The sequence below is a fragment of the Streptomyces sp. NPDC007095 genome, from assembly GCF_040634475.1.
Classification (GTDB): domain Bacteria; phylum Actinomycetota; class Actinomycetes; order Streptomycetales; family Streptomycetaceae; genus Streptomyces.
In genome coordinates this window covers 1-1,981 of sequence record NZ_JBEYFS010000496.1, presented here as the reverse complement: position 1 = coordinate 1,981, position 1,981 = coordinate 1, and the positions used below count along the sequence as shown (strand labels likewise).

The 1,981-nt window shown below is 69.8% G+C and carries 2 protein-coding genes; both read right to left on the bottom strand.

What is annotated here, in order from left to right; translation table 11 throughout:
• Nucleotides 1-60 precede the first annotated feature (60 nt).
• The gene (locus ABZ656_RS57700) at nt 61-918 is read right to left on the bottom strand and encodes a class I SAM-dependent methyltransferase (protein WP_360280741.1); all 858 of its coding nucleotides are present in this window, start codon (nt 916-918) and stop codon (nt 61-63) included.
• Between the two features lie 30 nt (nt 919-948).
• Complete coding sequence (locus ABZ656_RS57695; protein WP_360280738.1) at nt 949-1,851, bottom strand: NUDIX domain-containing protein; 903 nt, start codon at nt 1,849-1,851, stop codon at nt 949-951.
• Nucleotides 1,852-1,981 lie beyond the last annotated feature (130 nt).

Sequence of the window (1,981 nt, the reverse complement as noted above, 5' to 3'; positions counted from 1 at the left end):
GAGAGGCCGATGTAGGAGCCCATCGAGTCTCCTGCCAGCTGAAATGGAACGACGCGCCGGTCAGCCCCTCAGGGAACCCGCCCGTACTCCAGTTAGTTCGAGGGTGCCGCGGCGGTGCCGGCCCAACAGGATGCCCTGCTTGCTCAGCAGGATCGCTCCGACGCCGACGGCCGCGTGTGCGGCTGGTGCTCTAGTGCTGCGGGGGCGGCTGGAGACGCGCGTCGGCCGGTCGGGCAGTCGCCGGGCGCGGATGAGCTGCTGGATGACCGTGGCGCTCTTGTCGGGGTGCGGTAGCAGGTCGATGGCCTCGGCGCGGAAGCCGTACTCGGTGAGCAGGTCTTCCCACAGCTGCGGTGCCAGGACCCACATCTGTGTCGGCAGGGGCGGGTCGTCGCGCAGCAGGATCGTCTGCTCGCGCGGCGCCACCTCCGCGGACGGGCCGCGGCCGTGCAGGTCGGTGTGCAGGAGCGAGAGGATCAGAGGGGCGCCGGGGCGCAGGCCGTCGCGCAGTGCCGGCAGCGAGCGGTGCGGGTCGATGAAGGCGAGAGTCCCGATCGCGTACGCGGCGTCGAACGGCTCGGCTACGGCCAGGTACTCGGCCACGTCTGCTTGGACGAACTCCACGCCGTCAACGTCCGCGTGGGCGGAGACGGCGCGTTCGTGCTGGGTAGGGGACAGCTCGATGCCGGTGACGCGGGCTCCGTACGTCTGGGCGAGGTGGACGGCGTGGTGGCCGGCTCCGGATCCGATGTCCAGGACCCGGCGGCCGGCCACGTCACCGAGGACTTCTGCTCCCGGTCCGATCCCTTCCCAGGGCGCCCAGCCGAGCCGGTCGGGGATGGGCGGGGTGTAGGCACGGGCCAGCTGGCGCTGGCCGTAGAGCTGCCAGGCCCGCGTGTTGGTCTCCTCGGCGGACACAGTTGCCTCCTGGTGGGCGGGTGTTCAGGGTCAGGTGTGCGTGATCAGGTAGGCGGGGCCCTCGCCGCGCCGGGCTCGTTCGATGGCGTCGAAGCGCGCGAAGGCGCGCGACGCCATCAGCTCCTGCCAAGTCGCGAGGTCGTGGACGGCCCACATGTCGTGTTCCGCGGGATCGAGCCGGATCCGGCGGAGCTGCTCGGCGGTCAACCGCCCTCCGTCGAAGATGAACCCCACCTTGTTCAGCGGCAGCCGGGGCCCTGCGTGCAGGAAGTGCGTCAAAAGCAGCTTCGGTGTGTCCAGACCGAGTTCGAGGCCGGTTTCCTCGACCGCTTCGCGCCGGGCGGTCTGCAGTGGGTCCTCGCCCGGGACGTCGAGGTTGCCGCCCGGGAACTGCCAGAGTCTTGAGCCGTAGACCGAGCGGAGCTGGACCGGCCGGTCGCGCTCGTCGCGGATGTAGACGCAGCCGTACACCGTGTGGTGGGGGACGGTCCGCGCGTACTGCGTGGGCGTCATCCGCAGGGGGCGGCCGGGCCGGGCAGGGCGGTGGTCGAACGCGAGGGCGAGAACGCCGAGGGCTTCCTTGGCCGGCGGGTAGATGCTGCGGAGGTTGGCGAGCAGTTCTCCGGGCGGCCCGTCAGGGTCGATGCGCGCGGGCTCCTCCGAGCTGAGCAGGTCCTCGAAGGAGGGGTACGGGGTGATCAGCTGCACGATGACTTCGAGTTCCTGGCCGGTGTCCCGGTCGTGGAAGACGACCGTGTCGCCGACGCCGATGTCGCGCTTGTTCGGCGTGGCCACCCTCACTTCGATCGTCTTGCGCCCTGCTTCCACTTGGCGGTAGTACCGCCCGAGCAGGTGCATGTGGTGCTCGGGCGGTACGTCTCCGTCCGCCGGGCTCGGGACGGCTGGGATCGCCGGCTGGGTGTCGTCAGGCATAAGAACTCCTAACAGAATGCTGCAACTTGCCTTGGAATGTTGCCGTCTGATGGGACGTTAGCCTGCACATGAGAAGGGGTGAGCAGCTGCCGTGGATCGTGTCGGATGAGCTGTGGGCGCGGATCGAGCC

What these genes read in the sequence shown, in the direction of transcription:
- ABZ656_RS57695 (WP_360280738.1), bottom strand. Translation starts at nt 1,851, where the DNA reads ATGCCTGACGACACCCAGCCGGCGATCCCAGCCGTCCCGAGCCCGGCG.